The organism is Bradyrhizobium sp. Ken01, assembly GCF_055807355.1.
In genome coordinates this window covers 18593-42407 of record NZ_JBVVPC010000052.1, presented here as the reverse complement: position 1 = coordinate 42407, position 23815 = coordinate 18593, and the positions used below count along the sequence as shown (strand labels likewise).

The window sequence follows — 23815 nt, the reverse complement described above, 5'->3', positions numbered from 1 at the left end:
GATCGGCCTGAACCGGCTTGTCTGACTCCTTAACGCTTGGGAGTGAGCACGCAATATCAAGCAACGATGAAGGGGACGCGCCCCAAGAAAGCCATCCTTCGCCGCCGGCTTTGGATCTCGCTTGAGGTCGCTGACGGATTTGCGGCCTAAGCCGCGAGTTCGAAGGAGCGCTCCACGCTTCCTCCGCTCTTAGTACCTTCGGCAAGGTCTCGATTATCTAATCTAGCGTCAGCTGGTATGCCCGGCTCAGCAAGCGCTGAATCAGTTCATCGAGATCTGCCGCAACACTGCACCGTTGGCGCTGCTACCGGTGTTCATCCTGCTACTTGGCGTCGGCGAGCTGTCGAAGATTACCATGGTGATCTATAGCTGCGCCTGGCCGCTGCTGCTCAACACCATCGCCGCGGTGAAGCCGGTCGATCCGCTCCTGATCAAGCGGCGCGGACGATGGGCGCGCCGCCGCCGCAACTGTTCCGCAAGGTGATCCTTCCTGCGGCGATTCCGCCTATCTTCGTCGGTATTCGGCTCGCGAGCGCATCCGCCATTCTGGTGCTCGTCGCTTCAGAGATGGTCAGTGCGAAGGCCGGTCTTGGCTACCTCATCATCAACAGCCAGTACAGTTTTCTGATCCCGCAGATGTATTTTGGTATCTTGGCCATCACCTTAATCGGGTTGACGTTCAACGCCATCCTCGAAGCGTTGGAGAGGCACTTAATGCGCTGGAAGACCCAAGCCCCGGCCTAGGGCGGTTGGTTTTGTTTCGAGGCGTCGCCTGATTCACCGCGCCGTGGAGCATTTTACGTCAACCACACATTGTTGCCGGTCGACGAGCCGCGTCCGATCGATCCGACCGGAATGTTGGCGCGGGCGTAGATAACAACGTCGTCCTCACCAAAAAGGTGCCGGGCGGCGCCTTTGACGCCGTTGCCTTGGTTATCCATGAGGAGATGGCGGGCGCCGAGCATGACGGGCAACTCGACGTAAGTCGCCTCTCATTCGGTGAGCCTGAAGATTGGCGGTGGCCCCCGGTAGTCCTACTGATCTATATCCGTTTGTAGCGCTGCATCCCGCTGCGGCGTCGCGCGGGATAGATTTTTGGTGGGGAATGTAACCTAGCACTACAGTTGCATCTTTGAGTGGCTTCTGAATCGATAGGCAACCATGATTCGGGAGATCATGGATGGCTGTAGCATCGATTGAGACGACGCTTGAACTGTGGCCATCGTCATTACGGGATGTGAAGCAGCGGATGCGCCCGCTGTTTAGTCAGGATCGGTTGGCGGCGTCGGCAGGGCATTTTCTCGACGGGTTGCTAGGCAATGAGCCGCGCAAGACTGGTTGGATGCGGGCGGAAGCAGCAGGGGATGCTGGGCCGTGGCGTCAGCAGGCGATTCTGGGCCGCGGGAGCTGGGATGCTGATGCCCTTTGTGAACTGGTGCGGGACTATGCGCTGGAAACTCTGGCAGACGCTGATGCGGTTCTGGTGATCGACGAGACCGGGTTTCTGAAGCAAGGCAAAGCATCGTGCGGGGTTGCGCGGCAGTACACCGGCTCGGCAGGCAAGATCACCAATTGTCAGATTGGCGTGTTTGCCTGCTATGCGTCGCGTCACGGCCACGCCTTCATCGATCGCCGGCTTTACTTGCTGAAGGAGTGGACGGACGCTCCCGCTCGGATGAAGGCGGCGCGGGTTCCCAAGGACATGTGCTTCGCGACGAAGCCGCAGCTTGCACGGAAGATGATCGCGCAGGCGATCGGAGCCAAGGTGCCGTTCTCCTTCGTTGCAGTGGATAGCGTGTATGGAACGGGCGACATCGAAGCCATGCTGCGAAACGCCGGCAAGGGCTACGTCCTGGGCATTGCGTCTAACCATCAGATCCGCTCTTGGGGCAAGGCGCAGGTCTTGGTCGACACCGCTGGCAATGTGGCGCAGAGCCTTCCTGGCAAGGCCTGGCGACGACTGTCAGCGGGCGACGGCACCAAAGGGCCGCGGCTGTATGATTGGGCCTATCTCGAATTGGCCGACCTCGAGGCTGGAGACTACAACAGCACGTTGACCGGAACCTGGACGCGAGGCCTGCTGATTCGCCGCAACATCGGGCACAGCGAACTCGCCTTCTTCTCCACTTGGTGTCCGAAAGGCACGTCGGCGAAGAAGCTGGTTGCAGTAGAAGGCAGCCGCTGGTCCATCGAAGATGGCTTCGAAACCGCCAAAAACGAATTTGGTCTCGATCACAATGAGACCCGATCCTGGCACGGGTGGCCGTCATGTCTCGCTGGTCATGCTGGCCTTCGCCATGATGGCCGCGATCCGTCACCGAGCTAACGCCACCGTTGGGGGGCCCAAAAAAAGTTGCCGCGCCGATAGATCAAACGCCGCTCCTGATCCGCTGGTCGATCCAGGAAATCCGTCGGATCACCCTCAAGCTCGCGCAACGGCGCATCCAACCCGCTCGCATCATCGCATGGTCGCTCTGGCGACGCGCTCACCAAGCCGAAGCAAAGCGAGCGCACCTCAAGCAAAAAATGCAACTGTAGTGCTAGCCCTGGCGAATTTGCTCCGTGTAGTGAGCCAATCGGCGACGCACTTCCTGCACAGGCAGGCGGCATCTCGGATGGGCCAGTAGAGTGTTCAAGCCCTCGTGCAATCGGCTAAAAGTGACATGATTTCCATCGGCGAACTGGTCGATCAACCATAGGACGCCGTGGATCTCGATCTGTTCGGCGAGGGCGAGCTCGCACAATATCCCGTCGCCGGTAAGCAAGGTCCATTGGCGGGACTCAGCGATCCCAAAGGCGAAGGTATCCGGAACAGAGAGACGTGCATTGCCTCGCCGAACTGTTGTGGCGCGGCTTAACTCGTCGGGTGTCAGGACCTCCACCCGAAGTCCCAACTGCACCAGCTCGTCGCCGAGAGCGCCTGTCAGCTCCCTATCAAAAAGCAGGTCGGGCACGGCGAACTCGAAAGGCAAACGGGTAGGGGTTCTAGGAAATAGCCTCCACGTTAGACGGTACCGAGTCTGACGTCATTAGAATGCGGGAGCTCCTCCTTCAACTGCACGATCGACATGTTGCCTCAGGCAGTTTTAAGTGTGTCGCCGCCGATCTCGCGGTTGCAAGGGCAGAGCTCATCAGTCTGTATCGCATCCAGAACCCGCAACGTGTCAGTCGGGCTGCGGCCGACATTGAGGTTGGTCGCATAGACATGCTGGACCGTGTTCTCAGGATCGATGATGAAGGTATAGCGATGTGCGATGCCATCACGCGAGCGCACTCCAAGGCCATCGACCAGTGCGCCCTTGGTGTCGGCAAACTGCCAGATGGATAGACGGTGCAGGTCCTTGTGGTCACGCCGCCAGGCGAGCTTGCAAAACTCGTTATCGGTCGACCCACCAAGCACGATTGCGTCGCGATCGGCGAAATCCTTCGACAGGCGGGCAAACTCGGCGATTTCGGTCGGGCAGACGAATGTGAAATCCTTCGGGTAAAAGAAGATGACTTTCCATTTGCCGGGGAAACTTCTCTCAGTCAGCGTCTCGAAAGCGCTTTGCCCGTCCTCCTCCTGCAGGTGAAAGCCGGGCTTCACGCCTATGATGTCGAACGGCGGCAACTTACTTCCAATTCCAAGCATAATGTCCTCACAACATCGGGTTACACGGAACAGCGTTCCGCGACTGACTGAGCAAGCAATATGCCACCCGATCCGGCGGCAAGTGCCCGCCATGCCCATCGTGGAACATTCGCCTTTGATGGTGGCGATGTCCTCGAGCCCGATCTGCAACATGTCGTCTCCTCAATCGTCTCGGGCGGAAGGCGCGGGATTTCCCGTTTGTGCTCCTTGGCCGGCGCTCGTAGTGGAATCGGAGCGCCGAGCCTTTGTCGGGTTTCTGTCATAGCCCTTGCGGCTGTCCGGTCCGCCACAGCACGCCGGCGTCCGAGGCCACGCTGTTAGTTGAGGGTAATCAAAGGCTTAACGCAGGTGCGAATGAAATGGCACGCCAGTTGCTAACTGGATGGAGCAACAACGAGCGAGGGCTGAGGGCACGCCGACGCTGATGGCGAGCGATGGCCTCCTTCCCGAAACTCGTGTGCCCATGGTTTCTACGAGAGAAACAGGCTCGCGCATTCGGCGCGAAAAATTGGTAATCGGTTGATGGAGAGCAACATGTCTTCGCTGAGACAAATCGCGTTTTATGGCAAGGGTGGCATCGGCAAATCGACGACGTCGCAAAATACGTTGGCGGCCCTTGCTGAGCTGGGCCAAAGGATTCTGATCGTCGGCTGCGATCCCAAAGCGGACTCGACTCGCCTCATCCTGCACGCCAAAGCGCAAGACACCATTCTGAGCCTGGCGGCGAATGCCGGCAGCGTCGAGGACCTCGAAATCGAGGACGTCATCAAGCTCGGCTACAGGGACATTCGATGCGTCGAGTCCGGTGGTCCGGAGCCGGGGGTCGGCTGCGCTGGACGCGGCGTGATCACGTCCATCAACTTTCTGGAAGAGAATGGCGCTTATGAGGACATCGACTACGTCTCTTACGACGTGCTCGGCGACGTCGTCTGCGGCGGCTTCGCGATGCCTATCCGTGAGAATAAGGCACAGGAAATCTACATCGTCATGTCCGGCGAGATGATGGCGATGTATGCCGCCAACAATATCTCCAAAGGTATTCTGAAGTATGCGAATTCCGGCGGCGTGCGTCTCGGCGGCCTCATCTGCAACGAGCGGCAGACCGACAAGGAGCTGGAGCTTGCCGACGCTCTTGCCAAGAAGCTCGGCAGCCGGCTGATCTATTTCGTGCCGCGCGACAATGTCGTGCAGCACGCGGAGCTGCGCCGAATGACGGTGCTGGAATACGCGCCGGACTCCAAGCAGGCGGATCACTATCGCAATCTCGCGACCAAGATCCACAATAATGCCGGACAAGGCGCTATCCCCACCCCAATCAGCATGGACGAGCTCGAAGATATGCTCATGGAACACGGCATCATCAAGCCCGTCGACGAGAGCCAGGTCGGCAAGACCGCTGCCGAGCTTGCCGCTATTTCGGCATAGTTCATGTTGTCGGCCTTCTCGATCCGGGAAGGCCGACATCGTCCACTCAGAAGCTGTGCGAAAGTTATGATCGGCACACAAGGAAAAACGGCCGACACGATCTCATCTCGCGTATCGGTAGCTCACGCCGCCGAGCAGCGCGACGCGAGTGAGCTCTACCAGCTTCTGACCGGGCGCCATCCGGCAGAAGTCGATATCAGCGACAATGATGACTTCGATCACCATGTGCTCGCTTGCATTCTGGCCACATCAGCCATGGATGGCGGCCAACTTCCCGAACGGGCTGGCTTAACCAACCAGGAGCTCAATGCGCTGTTGGTGCAATACTTCCCATCCACCCCGGTCAGGAGCTGTACCTGGCGCGATCAGTCCGCCTTACCGGCGCCTGACGAGACAGTTATGGTACGCGACCTCCTGCTTGCGCAACGTTCCACTCATGGCGAGGTTGGCGGCTGGCTCGCGACGATGATCGCCCGGCGCGCCATGGAGCCTAATCACTTGTGGGAAGATCTCGGGCTGCGGAAGCGGGATGAATTGTCCCGTGTCCTCATGCGCCATTTCGGGCCGCTGGCGGCTCGCAATACGAAGAACATGCGCTGGAAGCGCTTCTTCTATCGCATGCTATGCGAAGATGACGGCCTGGTGATGTGTACCACGCCGGTCTGCACGGAATGCAATGATTTTGATCTTTGCTTCGGCGAAGAGAGCGGGGAGAGCCGGATGGCCGGACGTCGGCGGGATCATCTGCGCCGCCTTGATGACGCCGTCCAAGCCGTCCCAAGCTTGAAAGGCTGAGTTCATTATTGATACCCCTCTTTGGCGCCATTGCAGGTATATCCGACGAGCTTTCGGCCACCTGTCGCATGGGGGGTGAAAACAGGCCGGGGCAAACGATTGCGCGCACCCGACCTAGGGCCGAGGCGGCGTCTGATGATCGTGGGTTGATATCTCGAGGAGCCGACAATGCGCCGCTGAAGGAAGTTGCCGTCGCACTCAGACAGCTCTGTTGCGGTGATACCGGCGTGCTGCTATCCGAACTGGAAAAAGCCGCGGTCGTCGTTGCAGCCGCTGCGTCCCGTACCATCCCGCTCAGCAAGGCGATCGTCGACGAGCATGTCTTTACCAATGAATCCGGCATCCACGTCCACGGGCTGTTAAAGGACCCGGCGCAGCTACGAAGGGCTCGACTGGGGGCTGCTCGAGCGCTCCCCCCGGATTGTGATCGGCAAGCATTCAGGGTTCGCCGCGATCACCTTGCTGCTGTCGTGCAACTTTCTTTCGGCACCGAGCAAAGCGAAACCATCCCCGCGCCCGTCCGCAAGCATGCCATCGAGCACCAAGGTCTGGTTGCGCAAGAAACGGTGGTGGCGATCTGGCGCGACATTCACGACAGCTCGCTCGTCAACAGCGAATCAGCCACGCGCGTCGCGCGATCGGATTGAAACATTCTAGCCTGGTCGTTTCTGGGCGCGGATCGAGATGGAGGTTGAGAATGGCGACGGATGGGATCCTTGCGCGATTGAACAAGGCCTCGGCCGCAGAGGATTTTTTTTCACTCCTCGGCGTCGAGTACGATGCGAAAATCGTCGATGTGGCGCGGCTTCACATCCTGCGTCGCATGGGCCAATATCTCGCAGGCGAGGAGTTGACCGGTGCATCTGATCCTGAGATCGCCGCGCGTTGCAAGGCCACGCTTGAGCGCGCCTATGCCGACTTCGTCACGTCCTCCCCGATCGAACAGCGCGTATTCAAGGTGCTGAAGGATGCGGCCGCACCACAAGCGAACAAGCATCCAGCATTGGTCCAGCTCGATTTGTTGGACTGAATTGAGCTCATATGTCGTGCTCTGGACCGTGAAGGTCCCGAGAGCCTGACAGCAAGCCATGGTTTCGAATTCAAGCGGAAAGTTACAGTCGCGGCCTCGCGGATCCGCAGCTTGAGCACCTCGGCTCGTTAGAGGCCAATCACGACTCACCGCTGATATTTCCATCCTTTTAAGCTGGTACGCATGCTGTACCTATCTCCTGCAATCATGCGCCGGCAGCGGGACCGCACACGTCGCCAGGAAAGCTCAGCAAGGTTCAGATGAGTGTCTTCTGTCGCATTCCGGACACGGGTCAGTACGGCCTCGAATGTTTCGACCTCGTGAGAGGCCGCCGATCCGACTTCGTTCTTCAGTAAGATTGTGAAATAACGGTCAATTTTCATCGCCTGCGCAATTGGTACGACAATTGCTGACATATGCTCAGCTAGTCTGGAGAAGCGCATGCTCGTTTTGGTCCGCATCGATTTTATTTTTGACGCCGCGCCGGTTCGCGCGCGCTGCCTGCCGGCACCATAATGCGCCGCGACGCCAAAGCGATCGTCGCATACCTGGCTGAGCTGAAAGGTGCCTTTGATTCGTGCGCCCCCGTTGGCCGATCCCTGGCCGAGGTTTCGCGGGGGGAGCCGTTGCTCAACAGCGCCGGCCGTGCGGCGCTGTTGACCGGGCGCCTTGAGCGCCGCCCCTCCTGTCCTCGCCAGGAGTTGCGGGCCTGTCGCTATGATCGGCAAGAAACAAGCGCACTCGGAGCAATGGGATCGCGCTTCCACCGGCAACGACGCGGCCGACAATCCTACCAGCCGAGCCCCTCGCAGGTCCTCGATCTGTTGCACCTCGGTTGCATCTCTAAGATGAGGAGGACCAATCGATCGGCACGCCTGACCGGCCCGGTCGGTGCCTTAGCAGTGCCCGGAACCAAACCGTCGTCCCAGAATGCCGCATCCGGAACGAACCCGAGGCGCATGCTTCCGGGCTCGTCGTCAAGGTCCAGCAACGGCTGTATCGGTCCGGCGCTGCTGCCAGGCGGTGCTGACGGGATGCCGGCCGGCTTGCGGCCCGACGCTTAACTGAAGAAATCTTCAAGCGCAAATTCCAACCTGGAGGCGGAGCATGCTGCCCTGGCGAGCCGCTACTGAATGCGAATGGGAGTACAGATGATGAGCACCGCACCGAAAAGTGCAGCTCCGGCCGCGGGTGGTGGTCGCGCGGCGACCAAGAGGGAGCTGCCCGCGCGATTTAAGCCGTATAAGCACGTCTGGGTTTTCATCGAGCAGGAACGCGGGGTTGTGCACCCCGTCTCATGGGAGCTGATGGGGGCCGGCCGCCGGCTCGCCGACAAGCTCAATGTTGACCTCGCCGCGGTTGTCATCGGCCCGGTCGGGGAGACAACGCAGCAGGCGGTCGCCGAATCCTTCTGCTACGGCGCCGACCTCGCCTATATCGTCGCAGACAATCTCTTGGCCGATTATCGCAACCAGTCCTATACCAAGGCCCTGTCAGAGCTGGTCAACACTTATAAGCCGGAAATCCTACTCCTAGGGGCAACAACACTCGGCCGCGACCTCGCCGGCTCAGTGGCCACCACACTGCTCACCGGCCTAACTGCGGACTGCACCGAGCTCGATGTCGATGCCGACGGCTCGCTTGCAGCGACCCGCCCGACGTTTGGCGGCTCACTGTTGTGCACGATCTACACACTCAACTATCGTCCACAGATGGCAACCGTCCGTCCGCGCGTGATGCCGATGCCCGAGCGCGTGACAGGCGCCGTCTCGCGCGTCATCTCGCATCCGCTCGGGCTTGTAGAAGAAGATATCGTCACAAAGGTCCTGTCCTTCCTGCCAGACCGCGAGTCTACAAAGTCCAACCTTGCCTATGCCGACGTGGTCGTCGCAGGAGGGCTCGGTCTGGGATCGCCTGAAAATTTCCAACTTGTACACCAGCTCGCGGACGTGCTTGGCGGCGAATATGGCTGCTCGCGGCCGCTGGTCCAGAAGGGCTGGGCCACCTCCGACCGACAAATCGGCCAGACCGGGAAAACCATCCGGCCAAAGCTCTATATCGCGGCCGGCATTTCCGGCGCTATCCAGCATCGCGTCGGCGTGGAGGGCGGCGACCTCATCGTTGCCATCAACACTGACAAGAACGCTCCGATCTTCGACTTTGCCCATATCGGCATCGTCACCGACGCCATTCGACTGTTGCCGGCGTTGACCTCTGCATTCCGCGCGCAGCTATCGCCGCACTCGCACGACCGCATCGCTGGCTAGGGGAGCTTGTTATGATTCAGGAAAGATTCGACGCCATCGTCGTCGGTGCTGGCATGGGCGGGAACGCGGCGGCGCTTACAATGGCCGAGCGGGGTCTGAAAGTGCTGCAGCTGGAACGCGGCGAGTATTCCGGGTCGAAGAACGTGCAAGGGGCCATCCTTTATGCCGACATGCTGGAGAAGCTGATTCCGAATTTCCGAGAAGATGCGCCGCTTGAGCGGCATCTAGTCGAGCAACGCTTCTGGATCCTGGACGAGCGTTCGCACACAGGGATTCACTATCGATCCGATGATTTCAACGAGGAGAAGCCGAACCGCTACACCATCATCCGCGCCCAGTTCGATAAATGGTTGTCGCAGAAGGTCCGCGACGCCGGCGCTACCGTGCTGTGCGAGACCACGGTGACCGAGCTCCTCCAGGATTCCCATGGCAGGGTCGTCGGGGTGCGCACAGACCGCGATGGGGGTGAAATCCATGCAGATGTTGTCGTGCTGGCCGAGGGGGTGAACGGAGTGCTCGGGACGGGCGCGGGCTTAAGAGGGCGGCCGAAACCGGACAAGGTCGCACTCGCGGTTAAGGAGATGCATTTTTTGTCACGCGAGACAATCGACGCTCGCTTCAATCTCAAAGGCGACGAGGGGCTCGTCATCGAAGCGGTCGGAACCATCTCCCGCGGCATGACCGGTATGGGCTTCATCTATTCCAATAAGGAATGCATCTCGCTCGGTATTGGCTGTCTTGTTGCCGACTTCCAGCGTACCGGCGAGACGCCTTACGGCCTGCTCGAGGGTTTCAAGCGTCACCCATCCGTCGCGCCGCTCATCGAAGGTTCGGAGGTCAAGGAATATTCCGCGCACTTGATCCCCGAAGGTGGGTACAGGGCAATCCCGCAGCTTTGCGGGGAGGGCTGGGTGGTCGTCGGAGACGCCGCCCAACTTAACAACGCCATCCATCGCGAGGGGTCCAATTTGGCGATGACGTCGGGCCGTATCGCGGCGGAAGCGATCTGCCTTATCAGATCGCGAAAAGATCCGATGACGGCCAAAAATCTTTCGCTTTACAAGAAAATGCTAACTGATTCTTTCGTGATCAAGGACCTGAAGAAGTACAAAGATATGCCGGCACTCATGCATACCCACTCGCAGAACTTCTTTCTCACATATCCGCAGCTCTTCTCCAAGGCGATGCAGGATTACGTGCGCGTCGACGGCACACCAAAGCTCGAGAAAGAGAAGCTGATGCTGAGCTCGTTCATCAAGGCCCGGTCTTGGAGTGGGCTGTTTAGCGATGCCCTGCGCATTGCCCGGGCCTGGCGATGATCCAAACCTAAGACAATGACGAACGACGGAGCCAGAAACAATGCCGAGCGAGCCATCCCAACGTGTCGAGGATAAACTATTCTACAACCGTTATCTCGTTGATTCCGGCCGCGCCCACATCAAGGTACGTCCGCACACCACGCCATCCTCGCGGCTCTTGTCGATGCTGAAGGCCTGCCCTGCACGGTGCTACGAGCTCAACGATAAAGGTCATGTTGAGGTGACAGTCGATGGGTGTATCGAGTGCGGCACCTGCAGGGTGATCTGCGAAGAAAGTGGTGATATCGAGTGGAGCTACCCACGCGGCGGTTACGGTGTCCTATTCAAGTTCGGTTAAATCTTCAGGTGAGAGCCCTGCCACGGCGGCTACGTCGTTCTCGCGATGCAACGAGATCACGCGCGAAATCGGCGTTAACCCGGTCACGTTCAAGCGGTGTCCCAATCTTCCATCTACCCGGCGGGCCCTTGCATGGTGGACAAACGCAGTTTCCGGTTTCCGCTATAATATTCCCGAAGATAGCCAAAGCGAGCGGATCCGAAGCAAGGGTGCAAACGCAACGTCGTCCGTCTCGGATCTGGTCCACGGTCTGGTTGTCTTCCGGAATATCTGGCCGGTTTCGTCCTCCCTGGAAGGTTGGCGGTGATCCGCCCGCCGCCACCGCCTCGCTGCCTATCACCTACTGACGGAATGTTGGAAGCAGGCCTTCGCTCGGCCGTAGCCACGACCCGACAACATGCCATCCCGCGCCTTGTAGACGAGAAAAGCACGAGCGCATCACGAAAATAGCGCATTCTGAGTCCTTCGCGCGACCGCCGGTTCCGCGTTCGTCAGGCGGACTGCGCGCATGCACCACACAACTTTGCACTTTCATTCCGCTGTATCGCCGGGATATATCGTCCGCCGGAGAGCATGATGATGGTTCGGGTACAAAAGAGCAGGGCAGGAGCTAACGCGTGGCGAGCAGATGCAGGGCGTGAGAGTTCGATTGCCGACATCCAGGCTCGCATAGTCGAACTGAGAAGCTTGCGGCGCGAGAAGCTCGCGGATGCGGCGTTCATGCTCTCGATGAATGCACGAAGCCAGCGCGAGTTGATACGAGAGGCAATCGAGAAGCGCGCCGCGGTCGAGTTGGACTTTGATCCGCCGGCGAAAGGGGATTTGGCGACCTATCTCGCCAATGATGTGGTCTCGACCTTACGCGACCACGTTTCTGAACTTCCCACCCTGATGGACCTCTTGGTTCAGCGAGCGCCTGACGTCGGCTTCACCGTCCATCGGGAGGAGGCCGTTTCGCTGCTCGCCGCAATCGTTCGCGAACAGCGGCTCGAAGGTGTCCTTGAAGGCCTCAGGCTCGCCGGCCTTCTGAACGAGCCAGCTAAGCATCGCCATGGCGGGTTCTGTTCAGAAGTGGATTTGGGGGAAGTTGCCGCCCGCACGTGAGTGGCGAGGGCGCTTTGAGGACAATCCCTGCAGATGGAATGTCTACAGGCAACCGGGACGTCGGATATCTCGGCGCCTGCTTGCGAGGTCAAAACCGCTTGAAATTCGCGGCGCAGTTCCTTGTCGTCCGTTTATCGCTGACGCGGAGCTGCCATGCACGCTCCATGGCAGTACCGAGCGCGTATAGCTCGGCGACCGTCCCCTTAGTCAACCCGAGGACCGCGGTTCGGAGCTTTCATGTTCAGTTGTAGCACGCGCGGTGCGCTGCGCTCCTCGATCACGGAGCCTTTCGCTAACAGCCAAGCAAGGGAAATCACCGAAGGCGACGTCGACCGAGCCGCGGCGATGTGTCAACGCGGCGAAAGGCGTTCGCTCTTAGCGAGGCGCTCTGGTGAAATCGACCGTCCTTGTTCCGGTCGTCACTGGCCGCGCGCTGGCGAACGACGGGGGAAGCGCAAGTATTCCGCGAGCTACTCGGCAACAGCGGACAAGCTCAGTTGCGGTCCGCCGCAAACTGACAAAGGGTCTTCTCGGATCACGCTGGATCGTCGGGGTGAACGCTCTGCCGCGCGTCTGCCATAAACGCATGATCGTTGATCGATTTTCCGGAGAATTGCGCCGGAAGTCGCCTCGCCTATTTGCTCGGTCGCGAGCCGCACCGGGATTTCGTCGAACCTCGCGTGCACGAGCACGGCGAAGGCTTCGCCAAAACACGCCGCCGCGTGCGCCGAACAGCGTGTTCCTCGCAACTAGCCGGCCTGATACGTTAGTGAGCCCGCTCAAAGGCCAGGAAAGCGCCTCGCCTGCTGTGACCAGCCGCACTTCACTGAGCTGCTGCAATAATCTGACCGCATCCGATCGCAACTTTCGTCGCGATCAGCACGACTATAACCTTCCAGACGCAGCGAGCGCCGTGTCTCGATGATGTCCGCCGGGGCGTTGGCCGTCCGGAATGGCCCGCAGTTTGCGCTGGAGCATCTCAAGACGCTCCTTCAATTCGTATTCGTCAGTCAGCCGCGAATAGAGCCGCTCCAGCGCCGGCTTGCCCCAGAGTGCGTCGGGCTTCTCGGCAATGGCTGCGCGGCCCGCCACACGCTGCTGGACCAGGAGCGCATCGCCGATCAGCTGGAGAATGCCCTGGTCCTCGCGCGGTCGGCCGCGCTCGGCTAGTTCGCGTGCAAAGGGTGTCTTCGCGCCGGCGGCCGCAGGATTTCCAATTCAAGAAGGGAGGTAGAACGATTGTTCGAAACGGCACAGGTTGAGCAAAGACGGGGCACCCATGTGTGTTCAATTTCATCCAGAGTATGTCAGCTAGCTCACACGGCGAGCCTTGTGGGGACGGAAACGTTTCAACGCGCAATCAGAGGCTTAAGCGCGGTGGCGGGGGTGGCATAGCTGTTGCTATCAAAGTCCCGCAGACCGAGCGGAGGCTGTGTGCACACCCGGTCCGATATGGCGGAAGCAGGACGTTAGCGGTCGACCGAGGTGCGGAAACTGAAATGCCGTTTCGAGCGGTCTACCACACAAGGCCCGAGTACAAAGGCAAGAGGGACCTGGACCATGCATATCGAACCGGGAATAGTAACAGGCGCCAAGCTTGTGCTAAGCTGCGTGCTAGGCCTTGCGACGTGCTGCGTCGCCGCCAAGCTTCTGGTCGAGACTATGCGCGAGCGGGGCGCTCTGTCATTTGCCCTGCAAGCCATCGCCGCGACGCTTGTGTTCATGTTCTTCGAGAGTCTGCCGCACTTTGCGGTTGGGGTCTCCGAGGTGCGTTTCGTCCCCGGCTCGATGCTGTTTCTGTTGTTCGGCGCGGCGGCGGCTGCTTTTGGTCTTGCGCTCGGCCTGCTGCTGGAAAACATACTCTTTGTTCCGGCCGACCTGCCGCAATTTGGTATGAATGCCACGACGCTTCTGGTGCCGCTGTTTGCGATCCAGGCGCTCGCCAATCGGCTCATCCCGTCCAACACCGCGCATCGCGATCTGCAGTACAGCAAGGCGCTTGCCCTCTCGACGGCGTATCAGTCTGGTATCGTTGTCTGCGTCACGTTTTGGGCCCTCTACGGCGCGGGCTTCGGCGCCGCCAATCTTTATAACATCGCATGGTTCGCGGTTTCCTACGCACTTGTGGCCCTCGTCCAGCTAGGGGTTGAGATGGCTGTGCTGGCGCTCGCGAAACAAGTTGGGCGGCGTGACTACGGGCGGAGTCGTCGCCAACCGCCTGTAGAAGGCATGTTGCCGTTGATAACAACGATGGCCCTCGGAGCGCCCGTTTTGCTCCAGCGATGCATACACTTTCCCTTATAGTTGCCGTGAGCAGCGACCGCGGACGGCGCGTGCTCGCTGCTATCGGTGCCAGAAAGGCGGCGAGCTTATGCTCATTTCGGACAAGGCCATCAGGAATTCGTATGACGCGGACTTGCGGGCAGCGGTCTGCGCTTGCTTGATGGCTAATCAGCGTACGCGCACGACGGATTTCGTCCTGCCGGTGCGCGATGCAGTCGAGGCGGACTGCCGCAATGACGTGGAGCAATGGCCCCATTCGGTCAGCGCAGCAGGCGCGTCACAAACCATCGTGGGCGAGGTTGGACGCGAGGGAGGTGTTGCGCTGCTCATTCAGGGAGATTCATCTGTCGAGCGAGCTTACCTATTCAACATTAGCACCCTTCTGGGCACTGCGATCGAGCGCCTTTGGCCACTTGCCTATGCTCTGCTGCGCTCGGCCGGAATGTTCGCAGTTCGGAAAAGAAGATCGCTATGCCCGGATTGATCGTGGTGTTGACCATGTTCGCACTGTGCAGCATCGTGTTGGCCGGCCAGTTGACCGGGCGGGCAAAGGTCATCAACACCGACACCGTTGAAATCAACAGGACTCGCGTTCGGCTCTGGGGCATCGACGCGCCGGACAAGTCCCAAATGTGCAGAGATATCAACGGCAATCCATATCGATGTGGCCTCAGGGCCGTGCGCGACCTTGAAGGCTTCATTGCAGAGCGCGAAGTCAGTTGCCTGTCAGTGCTGCAGGATGAGTCTGGACGGACGATTGCGACCTGTTCAGCTGATGGCATGGATGTCGGAGAATGGTTGGTGCGCAATGGTCTCGCGTTCGATCAGACGCAATCTTCCACAGGGCCATACCGGGCCGCGCAACGCGCCGCCGATCGTGCCGGACTGGGCTTATGGTCGGGCAGCTTTGCCGTACCTTCGTTATATCGAGCGTGCATTCGGTTGGGTGGTCGACCAGCCAGCTGTTCGGACGACGCGAATGCACATCCTTGATGGCTGGCCCCTACACCAGAATACGCCGCGATCGGCTCCCGCGTGAGGTGACAGTCACGAGCGAGCTGGCTCGATCGGGAGTAAGTCCTCAACACTGCCGCCCAACCATGCGACGAGTAGGATGGTCTCGTACTCTTAGGCGGGATGGTCGGAACCAGTTCGGAGCAAACGAAGACGCTCTGCCGATCATGTCGTCCTGTGATGCACCTTCTCCCCTGCAGCTCCGTAGAGCAGGCATCGCATGACTCGAGCAAGCGACCTTTCTTGGCCGCCGCCATGAGCATCAGCGGCATAGCTGGGTCCATTACTGTTCTGGTCGCATTGGCGAGCTTGGCAGCCAATTGTTGGTGCCGCTCCAGGTGGTGCATCGGGCCAGACGCAATGGCCGTGGGCACGCCGATTGGCGACGGGCGTATCGTCCGTACCACGGGCGTTCACGTTGCGAGACTGAGGCTCGCGGTCAACAGGTCTCGGCCCAGAGGGCCTGCATCGGCATCTGGTTCACGGCGACTTTCTGCGGCCACATTATCACCGCGCCGTTGTCGGTGCCGCGCCCCTCGGCGGTGCGCTGCAAACGAGGCCAGCTCGACAATTACGGCGGCCAGAGTCTCGGCGATCGTTGCGGCGCTGACCTGGTCGGGGTCAATGCTTTCGATGTTTTCGTCAGGACACGAGCTTCAGCCCGACAATGCCGGCCACGATCAGTCCGATGCTGGCAAAGCGAAACGCGGCGGCCGGCTCCTCGAACAGGATGATGCCGAGCGCTGCGGTGCCGACCGCACCGATGCCGGTCCAGACCGCATAGGCAGTTCCAATCGGCAGCGTCTTCAGAGCAAGGCCGAGCAGGATCACGCTGCCGGCCATGGCCGCGAGCGTGAGCACGGACGGAACGAACTTGGTAAAGCCCTCGGTGTATTTGAGCCCGATTGCCCAGGCGACTTCCAGGAGGCCCGCGACCAACAAAATGCTCCAGGCCATGGCAACCCTCCGTTATGGCGGGGTCGTCCCCGCGGCTGATGTGATGATGAGCGGCAAGGCCGTCCTCGCCTGGGCTCCCGATTCGTTTCGATCAGTCAGGGTCAACTGCTCTCAAGGATGAGCATTCCGACCTCAGTGGCTCAGCGAATTCACACGATCGACAAAGTAGAAAACCGTCCGCGCCGTTCATGCGACTGGTAATCTTGCAAAAAGCCGCCCCTTCAAAGAGATCCTTGTGTCTGTCGCGGAGAAGGTTGCCCAGAACGTGGCGTCGCTCAAAATCCATGCAGCAGAAGGTAACGTCGCCGTTTGGGAGAAGAACATTCCGGTATTGTCGTTCGTCTGGACATCTCAACGCTCCAACGATTGGCTGTCGTGCTTCAACCATCCTAAGCTCGCCGCTCCCACGCCTGCTGCGCGGGGGACGCGAGCGAACGAGCGCTTCGTCAGGTATTATGTCGAGTAGTTCAGGATGCACCTCGCCCATGACTATGAAGAGCAGTGACGAAATGCCGGCATCGACAAGTTGGCGCATCAAATCGACATAGTTGCGCTTGACGAGACCACTGTCCATATGCGTGCCGTCGTCAAAAACGTGCACCAGGAAACCGCGGAACTGCAACGCACGCAAGCGTTTTAGATCCCGCCCATTCATTCCTACGAGGGTTGTGAAAATCCGGATTCCATGGCCACACGCGTAGGCATGCTCAACCATTTCGGTGCAAGCCGGATTGAGCCAAGGCTCCGAATACCCGGAAAAGCTGATGTCCACAGTTGCTGGTACGCGCGCCAGGCATCGCTTGAAATCCTGCAAAGAAAGATGCTTCACGTCGGATATAGCTCTTTGCCGTTCGGCGAACTTGTCCTGCGGGCAATAAGAACATCCGACGACACAGCCCGTTGTCGTGGTTACCTCCAAGACCCTGCCGCCACTAATTGCAGAGCGCAGCTCCTGTGCAGTCATCGATTGTATATTATCCACGTCGGCGCTCCGCCATTGGGAACAAAGAGATCTTGAGGGGGCACCCTCGCGTTGCATCCCTCATGTCGGTTCGCTCATGCATCATCCTCGGTTCGTCGCCCATCACCGCGACACTTCACGGTCGCAAGCCGCGGCCGCGATAGATGAAGACAGCGCCGATGGCTCACTCACCCTAGCGCCCCCAGTCCAGCAGGATCCGGTGGCTGCCGAGTGCACATGCATCGACGGCGTCGATCTAACCTCTCGCTTGTTCCAACAAGCATCACTCATGCCATTGGCGGTATTGTCCATAAGCCGACACATCCGCGATAACTGTCTTCGCAATGGCACAACGGAGGCGCAACTGCGATCGAAAGCGTACAATATGACGCTATGTACGATTCAAGCTCTCTCGAAATGAGTTGAATGGCAGCCTTCCTATGAAATGTGAGGCCGTTGCCGCCGCCCCGAGGGCCATGTCATCATCATCGACGTGCATCGGGACCGGCCGCGCGAAGTGCCGACTGGGAGTGCACTTTGCCGCAGTCAAGAGTGCGAATTCTTTACACGACTTCATGCAGCAAGTCGTGAATTTCAATAGTTGGAAACGCTATACAAGGGAGCGGCGTCGTCATGCTCTCCCATGCTCGGGAGGCGGCTGGATAAATATCGGGGCGCCAGCGCTACGGCCGGACTTGCGAGGCGTCTTCTCGATGATGGTCCAGAACAGGAGTGGGGCCGCGCTGGCCTTGCGTACGAATGTTCCGCCCTACTGGCTTCCGACTTTTTCTAAACCGCTGGCAAGTCGGCGGCGCTAGTAGGGCACGGGCGACTTCACCTATATCTACGATATCGCGATGGGCAGTTTCACGGTTGGCTCGGGCGCGGTTCGCTCATCGTCTTTCACGGGGGGCAGTTCACCGACAACCCCATTGCGGTGTTCATCGGACAAAGCTCGAGTGGCACGCGCAATTTCGCTTCGACTCCGAGCGTCCTGCCGACCTTGATGCGCTTCTCGCTCGGTGTCGCGTACAACGACGTCCTCAAGCGACTTCGATAGCCGCACGCTTGCCGCTTGGTCATGTCCTCGATGCCCTGGCAGCTTAGTGTTTCGTTTACCAATCTCAGGTAGGAAATTGTGCGTTATGTAGGGTATGGGGGCTATGTGCCCTAATTGTGGAGGTCGCTATGACTGCGGACGAGCCATCTTGGAAGATGTTGATCGCCTTCTTGACGGTAATCACGCTCTCCACGGTTTTGCTTCACGCTGGGCACAAGCCGGAGATCGCGATCATGCCGTGCTTTCTGTTGTCGATGCTGATGCAGGGGCGGCTGACCGAGTGATGGCTTCGACCAAAAAGCCTACCGATCTCGCAGACAAGAGTCCTTCCGGTCCGGCCGATGTGATGCGTGCCCCCCGCATCCTAATCGTCGATGACGATAAGGCTGATGCAGATCGCATTGGAACGGCGTTAAAAAATCCCCTGACGAAAATTGGGCAGCTTGATTGCAAGATAGAGTGGGTCAACGACGTAGCAAGCGCTCGCCAATATCTCGAGAAAGATGATATCGACTTGTATTTCCTTGACCTTGATATCTCGGAATACTGGGGAAAGCCGACCGACAAGGAAACGGGCAAAGCTTTCGTGAAAGCTGTAATCAACAATACGAATGCTGGCATCATCGTATGTTCTAATCTGCCGATTGACGAGGAGGCGCCACCTCTCATCGAGTATGGAGCAGATGATTACGTCGAAAAATCCTACGGCTTCATGGCAATCGCACCCCGGGCAATGTCGGTCTGGCGAAGAACGCATACCGAGAGGCGTTCCAAGCAATCGCATTCCGGCCGGAGGTTTCGGATCGGGAATTGGATGTTCACGATTGGTGATCGTCAGATTACCGATCGTTTGGGGATCTCCAAGCGGCTTTCGATAACCGAACACATTTTCCTGCGCCATCTCTGTGCGGTGCAGGGTCATGCTATCGATAGCGAAGTCTTCAACATCGAGGTGCTGCGTAGAGAGAAAGGTGATAAGCACGTTCGACTGGACGTCTTCGTGCCAAGGCTTCGCGCCAAGTTGAACAACACGATCGACTTGGTTCCCCAAGGGCGAACGGGGATTTACAGGCTCTTGGACGTTGAAGAAGTGTTCTCCTTATAGTTTGCTATGGCGCCTTGAGTGTAGTTTTCAATTTTTGAAGATCCCAATACGGATCGATGAACGGGCACTTGTAGTTGGGTCCGATATATTCCCTCTCGGCGTCATCAAAGAAGATCCGAGCCGCACCATGAGACTCCTCAGGTATGATCAGGAAAGCGGCGTCCTCTTGTATAAAGTCTAGGTCGCCGACGTGCCACCACTCTCGTTGCCATTCGAAGAAGTAGGTGGTTTTGCCTGGTGCCTGGCTGGCAGCCGACCACCTCGAGCCCTCGCTTTCGCGAGCGTCAGCCGATTCTTTCCAAATCGGCCAGACACTTTTCGAGGTTATCCTTGGCTTCGCTTAAAAGCCTCTTCGTCTCGCCCAGTCGCTTGAAGTCAGGTTTCACCGGGCCGGCACCCACCGCGCTTAAGTGATGGCAAACAGTCGTGAGATCGCTAGACATATCCTCGAGAACGAAAGCTATATTTTCGAGCGGCACTAGCCCCGAAAAAAAGGTGTTGGATACAGTGTCGTCCTGGCCGGTCGGCCCCTCGAACTTCACCTCGACGAGCGGGACTAGGACATCGCGATTGTCACGCGCAGCTCTGCCCATACTCATGACCAGCGAGCTGAATGTCGCCGAGATATATGTAAGCCGGTCGACCAGGGCGCTTCCATACAACATGACAGCGTCGGGATCGCTTTGCACCTCATCCGGCTTCGAAGCACTAAGATCTTCATTCGACATGTTCGGTGTCCTCTCCCTGCAGATGCAGGATCCCCACGGGGAATGAGACGGCTTTGGCACTCGTCATGGGTTCTATCGTGTAGGAGCCGTGCGCTTCGGCCTTTTTTGCCTGTACGACAGCGACGGTAAGAGCTTGATAGGAGCTTTTCGTCCTCGCCTTCATATATCCGGGCGCGGCGGGTGCCGGCCCATGGAAATGGAGCAGATAGTCCTCCATCGCTCGCCGGACGCCGACAGCGCTCGCGTTCAGCGTCCCAGCTGTGGCGTGCGATGAGCCCTGCATTGCCAAATCAATAAAGGTGCGAACAACCGTGTCTGCATCTGCTGCTAGGTGGAGCGGGTGGGCGGCTACCGGAAATTTGTCTCGAACGAGATGGGTTGACCCGCCACGCTCCTTCGCTTCGCGCTTTTCTAACGCAAGCAAGCCGTCACGCGTCAGCGCGAAATGAGCGAATTTGCCCTGTGTTGTTCGCTCCACGAAACGCGCATTCGTCATGAGGCGGAGGATACGGCTGAGATTTGCATCTCTCAGAGACAACCTCTTTGCGATCGCTGCCTTTTCCATCTGGCCCGACGGTGTGTCGCGGAGTAACGCAAGTATTGCGACGACGTGCTGACGATGCATGACCTCGTCTGGACGCGCGAGCTTCGAGGTATTGATCGACATCTGCAGAAGGTCGTAGAATGCTCTGAAGCGCTCCGCATAGGCAGCATTCCTTGGTCCGAGTGTTGCGCTCATCCGACGCAAGATATCGAACCATTCCCGCAGCTCAGGGTCACGCCGACGGCTTTCAAGGGCGTTCCAAACCCACGCCCCGAGTGTTGCATAGAGGCGCTCCAAGCTTCTTTCGGAGCCCTCTTTGAGGAGGTCCGAAATGACACGCCGTGCCTCGCTCGCCGTCGCTTCGCCCGTCTCTATCTTTTCCAATGCTACGTCCGACATGGGCTAGCCCTACACCACAACCATTAAGAACGTTTTACAACGATTTACTCTGATTTTAGTCCCCGAATCTAGGTTCAAGGGCCCCATTTGTAGGCAGCCCAAACGCTTTTTTGACCGAGTTCCTCGAGAGAAACCGCGCTGGGTTCCTTCAGAAGCGGTAGGATGCTACCTATTCTGTGATCTTTGAGCGCTGTTTGGGTCGGATGCTGCACCACGAAGCTACGGGTGCCGAACCGCACCTCAACCTGAGCCGCAGTGATCTGGTGGCCGTGCATCGTGCGGTCGTTTCCCATCGATGGGACAAGCATCACGTCCACATCGAGTTCGCTGAAGGGTGTCTCGCAGACGTCACAGAAATCCAGGCAAATGGCGATCCCAATCAAAGCGCCTTCGGTTGCCAGGACACATACGCGGTCACCCGCAGCGATGTTTTCCGTTCCCCAACCATCGTCCGCGTACGGGGCGATCTTGTCGTAGATCAGGCGCTCCTCTCCATAGCCGTTGTAGATCCGGGCTCGGTTGACGATCCCACGGTCGGTTGTCTCGTGCCAGGTCCCTGGAATCAGAATTTCGGGAGCTTCCAGCTCGTCCGTGATGTCGCGATCTCGAACGAGCTTGAGGATCTTCTCGCGCAATTCCGGCGAGACGGTTAACTCGGGCCACACAATCGCGATGCAGTTCTCCTTCAGAGCCTGACTGATCTGCTGAGAAATCGTGTCCTCAGCTAACGGCACCTCAATGCCCGAGATGATGAAGCGCTTATCGCCCTCTGTTGAACAGAACTCTGGCTCGAGCTCTAGTGGCTTGAACAGGCAAGCGCCCATCTTCCATTCGCTCACATCCGGTGCGGTACTATGCAATGTGCGAGTATCCACGACCTGGACAGGATAGCCCTGTATCACTGAGGGCAAGATCCGATGAAAGAGCAGGCCTCGTTTTGAGTAGGCCTGCAGCCTTCGAGCCGGACGCAATGCGCTCACGCCCTGCCGCGGAATGAACCAACATCTAAGCTGCTCGACGTGCCACTCACTCGGCGCGATCGGCCAATGAGACCGCCGATCAGCAAGCGCACGATCGAGTTCCCGTATCAGGCCGCCCATTCTTACGGCCGCGAGTTCAGGCGTCTCATCGGACAGCGACCAAGAGAGATGGCCATCTCCTATTGCGCCGGTGAAGCTCTCTCGTGCGTCCTCGATTCGCTTTTCTGTAAGATTTCGGTAGGCCTTGTGCACGCTTCCCGGAGCATTCCGAAACAGCGTATCGAGCTCGATCAGAGCTTTCCTGAGATCATCCCGACTGGCCTTCGTGACTAGCTCCTGCCGCGCGGCAAGCTCCCGCGCCTCCTTCTTCCAGGCATCAAAAACTGACGTTTCGGCTCGGCTGTCCACGCGCCCAGGCAAAATTTTCGTCCCAATCACCACCACCAATATATTCCATCGATAGGCGTGCGCCGACGATTTTGCAATCGGCCCGACCAGTTGCTCACACTTGTCGGCCGGTGCCGAGCCGCCACAAGTGACTCGCTTTCGCAGAAGTGTACGACCGCAGTGAAAATCTGCGCAAAACCGAGTGGGGACAACGAAAAGCTGCATTGTTGTCACGATGCTATTGACGAACCCATGCGGACTGTTTTTCAATGTGCACGGGAGATCCGCGGGTGCTCAGGCACGCGGACGGGGGCGTTCATATGGGGATATTCAGCCGAGCCGCGGCTGGCATTGGCATCTGCCTTGCCGTGGGCGGGTGCACCAGCCTGTATCATATTCATGACCCGCAGACAGGTGTGATCACGGTGGGTGAGCTGCCGTACTTTCTCAAGTCGATCAGGTGTGAGGTCGTGACTTTCTACCAGCTCGAACGCGAGAGGCGAAAGGAATACCTGAAGATCTACAAGAGGCGGCCTGAAGAGGCGTTCGATAGGTACGCTCATTTCGACATCGACCCCTTCCTGTACGGCACATTCTTTCTGGAGTTGAAGGTGACCGATACCGGCGGGCTCGGATCCGGTACAGCATTCGACTACAAAAGGATTCTGAGCGTGAGCAGTAATGACGTGACCCATGTGGGCCCCACTGCTTCAGCCCAGGATACCTATGACCTGATCTGGTCATTTCTGATGAAGCAGAACGCCCAGCTAGCGTCCGATACGGCGCCGGCGCCGGCGGATCCAGCAAGGTATGAGCGTGGCTGCTATCGAGGAGCGCCTGCGGACCTGATCGAACTCGAGGGCCTCGCCGAGCATAAGTATCCGGACCGCGCCGCCTACAAGCGCATCATTGTCGATGCATCCAAGCCGCTCGCAGCTTGGTTACGGGACAACGCGATCCTCATAGCCGCCAACAATCTCACGCCGGCCATGCCTTCGGAGAGCGCGGAGCCGGCGCAAATGACGTACACGTTTTCAGTCCAGGTTACTGGCGGCGTCGAGGCAAAATACTCTCTCACCTCGTCGCGCTGGACGCCTGCTGCAGTCCAGGCGTCGGCCTCCGCTCAGCAATTCAGTAATCTCGGAATCTACATCAACGGTCCGAATGCCGTCCTTGCTAACGGAGCCAAATCCGGGTCCGCCGGCTATGCGGACAAAACGCCGCCGCTTGGATCAAAGGACAATCCAATTTACACGGCACCCTCGCCGGGAGGAGAAAAGTCGCAGGAATTCCCGGGAGCAGCCGGGTCCACCGGGCGCCGTACGGGCGCTGGGCCTCGGACAAATGGTTTCATTGTGGCGCCAGTGCCTGTGTTCCCGCCGACCCCTACACCGACGCAGTAGGAAAATGTTTCGCCCGTGGCCGCCCAGACTCGTTCTGTTGCTCGTCCTCTTGTTCTGCTGGGGGGCGAACGCTCAACCTGCGCTTC

The 23815-nt window shown here is 58.8% G+C and carries 24 protein-coding genes and 2 pseudogenes; 16 read left to right on the top strand and 10 right to left on the bottom strand.

All coding sequences use genetic code 11. The annotated features are described in order from the left end of the window. The first annotated feature begins 310 nt into the window (after positions 1–310). Together AC0L3S_RS33325 and AC0L3S_RS33320 are read left to right on the top strand one after the other, a co-directional pair. Positions 311–484 (top strand): hypothetical protein, encoded by a 174-nt coding sequence (locus AC0L3S_RS33325; RefSeq protein WP_246648889.1) that lies wholly within the window; start codon positions 311–313, stop codon positions 482–484. Next, the gene (locus AC0L3S_RS33320) at positions 448–744 is read left to right on the top strand and encodes an ABC transporter permease (RefSeq protein ID WP_246648890.1); all 297 of its coding nucleotides are present in this window, start codon (positions 448–450) and stop codon (positions 742–744) included. The genes AC0L3S_RS33325 and AC0L3S_RS33320 overlap by 37 nt, the downstream gene beginning before the upstream one ends. A 53-nt stretch (positions 745–797) precedes the next feature. Here the strand turns inward: AC0L3S_RS33320 and AC0L3S_RS33315 are convergent, their stop codons facing one another. Continuing rightward, a complete protein-coding gene (locus AC0L3S_RS33315) occupies positions 798–965 on the bottom strand; it encodes a hypothetical protein (protein ID WP_219682353.1) in 168 nt (55 codons plus the stop codon). Positions 966–1180: 215 nt separating this feature from the next. Here AC0L3S_RS33315 and AC0L3S_RS33310 point away from each other — a divergent pair. Further along, positions 1181–2330 (top strand): annotated as a pseudogene (locus AC0L3S_RS33310) (IS701 family transposase); the annotation flags it as partial. Between the two features lie 210 nt (positions 2331–2540). Here the strand turns inward: AC0L3S_RS33310 and AC0L3S_RS33305 are convergent. Continuing rightward, positions 2541–2954: a PIN domain-containing protein gene (locus tag AC0L3S_RS33305; protein WP_259217546.1), complete on the bottom strand. Its 414-nt coding sequence runs from the start codon at positions 2952–2954 to the stop codon at positions 2541–2543. Between the two features lie 122 nt (positions 2955–3076). Beyond that, complete coding sequence (locus AC0L3S_RS33300; protein WP_219682354.1) at positions 3077–3631, bottom strand: peroxiredoxin; 555 nt, start codon at positions 3629–3631, stop codon at positions 3077–3079. 534 nt (positions 3632–4165) lie between these two features. On the opposite strand from AC0L3S_RS33300, the gene nifH reads away from it, so the two are divergent. The 4 genes from nifH to nifW all read left to right on the top strand — a co-directional run bounded on the left by nifH (position 4166) and on the right by nifW (position 6881). After that, positions 4166–5056: a nitrogenase iron protein gene (gene nifH, locus AC0L3S_RS33295; protein ID WP_007600043.1), complete on the top strand. Its 891-nt coding sequence runs from the start codon at positions 4166–4168 to the stop codon at positions 5054–5056. 66 nt (positions 5057–5122) lie between these two features. Next, entirely contained in the window at positions 5123–5851 is a 729-nt protein-coding gene (locus tag AC0L3S_RS33290) for a nitrogen fixation protein NifQ (RefSeq protein WP_259217545.1), read from the top strand. Between the two features lie 227 nt (positions 5852–6078). Next, positions 6079–6498, top strand: a complete 420-nt coding sequence (locus AC0L3S_RS33285) for a hypothetical protein (RefSeq protein ID WP_219682355.1) — start codon at positions 6079–6081, stop codon at positions 6496–6498. A 50-nt stretch (positions 6499–6548) separates the two neighbouring features. Beyond that, positions 6549–6881 (top strand): nitrogenase stabilizing/protective protein NifW, encoded by a 333-nt coding sequence (nifW, locus tag AC0L3S_RS33280; protein ID WP_219682356.1) that lies wholly within the window; start codon positions 6549–6551, stop codon positions 6879–6881. A gap of 146 nt (positions 6882–7027) precedes the next feature. Here nifW and AC0L3S_RS33275 read toward each other — a convergent pair whose 3' ends face one another. Next, positions 7028–7711, bottom strand: coding sequence for a hypothetical protein (locus AC0L3S_RS33275; protein WP_259217544.1), 684 nt, complete (start codon positions 7709–7711; stop codon positions 7028–7030). A gap of 321 nt (positions 7712–8032) precedes the next feature. Between AC0L3S_RS33275 and AC0L3S_RS33270 the strand changes: the two genes are divergently transcribed. From AC0L3S_RS33270 to AC0L3S_RS33255, 4 genes are all read left to right on the top strand, one after another. Beyond that, a complete protein-coding gene (locus tag AC0L3S_RS33270) occupies positions 8033–9148 on the top strand; it encodes an electron transfer flavoprotein subunit alpha/FixB family protein (protein ID WP_374762368.1) in 1116 nt (371 codons plus the stop codon). An 11-nt stretch (positions 9149–9159) separates the two neighbouring features. After that, positions 9160–10467 (top strand): FAD-binding protein, encoded by a 1308-nt coding sequence (locus AC0L3S_RS33265; RefSeq protein WP_204513351.1) that lies wholly within the window; start codon positions 9160–9162, stop codon positions 10465–10467. 40 nt (positions 10468–10507) lie between these two features. Continuing rightward, complete coding sequence (locus tag AC0L3S_RS33260; protein ID WP_085383486.1) at positions 10508–10804, top strand: ferredoxin family protein; 297 nt, start codon at positions 10508–10510, stop codon at positions 10802–10804. 576 nt (positions 10805–11380) lie between these two features. After that, a complete protein-coding gene (locus AC0L3S_RS33255) occupies positions 11381–11908 on the top strand; it encodes a hypothetical protein (protein WP_259217542.1) in 528 nt (175 codons plus the stop codon). A gap of 823 nt (positions 11909–12731) precedes the next feature. On the opposite strand, the pseudogene AC0L3S_RS33250 reads toward AC0L3S_RS33255, so the two are convergent. After that, positions 12732–13093, bottom strand: a pseudogene (locus tag AC0L3S_RS33250) (RMD1 family protein); the annotation flags it as partial. A 375-nt stretch (positions 13094–13468) separates the two neighbouring features. Between AC0L3S_RS33250 and AC0L3S_RS33245 the strand changes: the two are divergent. From AC0L3S_RS33245 to AC0L3S_RS33235, 3 genes are all read left to right on the top strand, one after another. Beyond that, positions 13469–14212 (top strand): energy-coupling factor ABC transporter permease, encoded by a 744-nt coding sequence (locus AC0L3S_RS33245; RefSeq protein WP_246648894.1) that lies wholly within the window; start codon positions 13469–13471, stop codon positions 14210–14212. Positions 14213–14279: 67 nt separating this feature from the next. After that, the gene (locus AC0L3S_RS33240) at positions 14280–14675 is read left to right on the top strand and encodes an SAM-dependent methyltransferase (protein WP_219682358.1); all 396 of its coding nucleotides are present in this window, start codon (positions 14280–14282) and stop codon (positions 14673–14675) included. Next, positions 14663–15184: a thermonuclease family protein gene (locus tag AC0L3S_RS33235; RefSeq protein WP_259217541.1), complete on the top strand. Its 522-nt coding sequence runs from the start codon at positions 14663–14665 to the stop codon at positions 15182–15184. Before AC0L3S_RS33240 ends, AC0L3S_RS33235 begins: the two co-directional genes overlap by 13 nt. 663 nt (positions 15185–15847) lie before the next feature. On the opposite strand, the gene sugE is transcribed toward AC0L3S_RS33235, so the two are convergent. After that, positions 15848–16162 (bottom strand): quaternary ammonium compound efflux SMR transporter SugE, encoded by a 315-nt coding sequence (gene sugE, locus AC0L3S_RS33230; protein ID WP_219682360.1) that lies wholly within the window; start codon positions 16160–16162, stop codon positions 15848–15850. Between the two features lie 91 nt (positions 16163–16253). Then, positions 16254–17144 carry a radical SAM/SPASM domain-containing protein gene (locus tag AC0L3S_RS33225; protein ID WP_259217540.1) on the bottom strand — a complete coding sequence of 297 codons (891 nt, stop codon included), beginning with the start codon at positions 17142–17144 and terminating at the stop codon, positions 16254–16256. Positions 17145–18331: 1187 nt separating this feature from the next. Here AC0L3S_RS33225 and AC0L3S_RS33220 point away from each other — a divergent pair. Continuing rightward, the gene (locus AC0L3S_RS33220; protein WP_204513356.1) at positions 18332–19288 is read left to right on the top strand and encodes a response regulator; all 957 of its coding nucleotides are present in this window, start codon (positions 18332–18334) and stop codon (positions 19286–19288) included. A gap of 284 nt (positions 19289–19572) precedes the next feature. Here AC0L3S_RS33220 and AC0L3S_RS33215 read toward each other — a convergent pair whose 3' ends face one another. The 3 genes from AC0L3S_RS33215 to AC0L3S_RS33205 all read right to left on the bottom strand — a co-directional run bounded on the left by AC0L3S_RS33215 (position 19573) and on the right by AC0L3S_RS33205 (position 22551). Beyond that, complete coding sequence (locus tag AC0L3S_RS33215; RefSeq protein ID WP_085351816.1) at positions 19573–20016, bottom strand: hypothetical protein; 444 nt, start codon at positions 20014–20016, stop codon at positions 19573–19575. Next, entirely contained in the window at positions 20006–20959 is a 954-nt protein-coding gene (locus AC0L3S_RS33210) for a helix-turn-helix domain-containing protein (RefSeq protein WP_204513358.1), read from the bottom strand. Before AC0L3S_RS33210 ends, AC0L3S_RS33215 begins: the two co-directional genes overlap by 11 nt. Before the next feature lie 74 nt (positions 20960–21033). Continuing rightward, positions 21034–22551: a carbon-nitrogen hydrolase family protein gene (locus AC0L3S_RS33205; RefSeq protein ID WP_259217535.1), complete on the bottom strand. Its 1518-nt coding sequence runs from the start codon at positions 22549–22551 to the stop codon at positions 21034–21036. A gap of 95 nt (positions 22552–22646) precedes the next feature. Here AC0L3S_RS33205 and AC0L3S_RS33200 point away from each other — a divergent pair, with 95 nt between their 5' ends. Beyond that, on the top strand, positions 22647–23729 hold the full coding sequence (locus AC0L3S_RS33200) for a hypothetical protein (protein WP_204513360.1): 1083 nt from the start codon (positions 22647–22649) through the stop codon (positions 23727–23729). Positions 23730–23815 lie beyond the last annotated feature (86 nt).